The following is a 1,421-nucleotide window of genomic DNA, read 5'->3' as shown; positions in this document are numbered from 1 at the left end:
GGTCAAGTCCTCGGGAGTGGTGTACGACGGGTGATCCTTCGTCGTTGTAGTTCAGGCGGTGATCGCCTGGATGGTGGTCAGTTCGTTGCTCACCTCCTCGGTGGTGGCGTCGATGGCCTGTGAGCGGGCCAGGACATCGAGTCCGAGGTAGCGGCGGCCTTCGGCCCATTCGTCGTGCTGTTCGGCTAGGACGGCGCCGACGAGCCGGATGATCGAGCTGCGGTCGGGGAAGATGCCGACGACGTCGGTGCGGCGTCGGATTTCACGGTTGAGCCGCTCGTTGGGGTTGTTGGACCAGATCTGGCGCCAGATCTCCTTGGGGAACGCGGTGAAGGCGAGGATGTCACTGCGGGCTTCCTCGAGGTGCTCGGCCACGGCGGGGAGCTTCTCGGTCAGGGCGTCGACGACCCGGTCGAACTGGGCGTGCACCGCTTCGGCGTCGGGTTGGTCGTAGACCGAGTGCAGCAGCGCCTTGACCCACCCCCAGCTGCTCTTCGGGGTCACCGACATCAGGTTGGCGGCGTAGTGGGTGCGGCACCTTTGCCATGCTGCGCCGGGCAACGTCGCTGAGATCGCGGTCGTCAGGCCGCGGTGCGCGTCGCTGGTGACCAGCTTGACCCCGGACAGGCCGCGGGCGGTCAGGTCCCGGAAGAACGCCAGCCAGCCGGCGCCGTCCTCGCTGGAGGTGACCTGCACACCCAGGACTTCTCGGTGCCCGTCGGCGTTGACCCCGGTGGCGACCAGGGCGTGCACGGGCACCACCCGACCGCCCTCGCGGACCTTAAGCACCAGCGCGTCGGCGGCGACGAAGGTGAACGGGCCGGCGTCCTCGAGCCGGCGGGTGCGGAACTGCTCGACGTGGGCGTCGAGGTCCTTGGCCATCTCGCTGACGTGGGATTTGCTTAGCGTGGTGATGCCCAGTGACTGCACCAGCTTGTCCATCCGCCGCGTCGAGACGCCGAGCAGGTAGCAGGTCGCCACCACCGAAGTCAGGGCCCGTTCGGCCCGCTTGCGGCGCTCGAGCAGCCACTCGGGGAAGTAGCTGCCCTGTCGCAGCTTCGGCACCGCGACGTCGATGGTGCCGGCGCGGGTGTCGAAGTCGCGGTGTCGGTAACCGTTGCGGCGATTGACTCGATCAGGGCTGCTGGTGCCGTACTCCGCGCCGCACATCGCGTCGGCCTCGGCGGACAGCAGTGTGTTGACGAAGGTCTGCAGCAGCTCGCGTAGCAGATCCGGAGATGCCTGAGCCAGCTGTTCTTCGAGCAGGCGGGCAGGGTCGATACTGGACCTGACGGTCATCGTGGTGCTCCGTTCGAGGGTTCTGTGAGAGGTTCGCTCGAAGGATCACCCGGTGGCCGTCGCCTACATCGGCAGCGACACGCTCACCGGGATCCGTACACCACTCTGGCGGACGCCACTCC

Annotated in this window: 1 protein-coding gene; it reads right to left on the bottom strand. The window is 67.5% G+C overall.

Going from position 1 to position 1,421, the window contains the following annotated elements; all coding sequences use genetic code 11:
- Nucleotides 1-51: 51 nt before the first annotated feature.
- Entirely contained in the window at nt 52-1,299 is a 1,248-nt protein-coding gene (locus tag ACFUC1_RS20590; RefSeq protein ID WP_379123184.1) for an IS256 family transposase, read from the bottom strand.
- Nucleotides 1,300-1,421: the final 122 nt, after the last annotated feature.

The sequence above is a fragment of the Pedococcus sp. NPDC057267 genome (genome assembly GCF_042668795.1).
Classification (GTDB): Bacteria; Actinomycetota; Actinomycetes; order Actinomycetales; family Dermatophilaceae; genus Pedococcus.
Note: the sequence above shows the minus strand (reverse complement) of the source record. Positions and strands in the feature narration are given on the sequence as shown.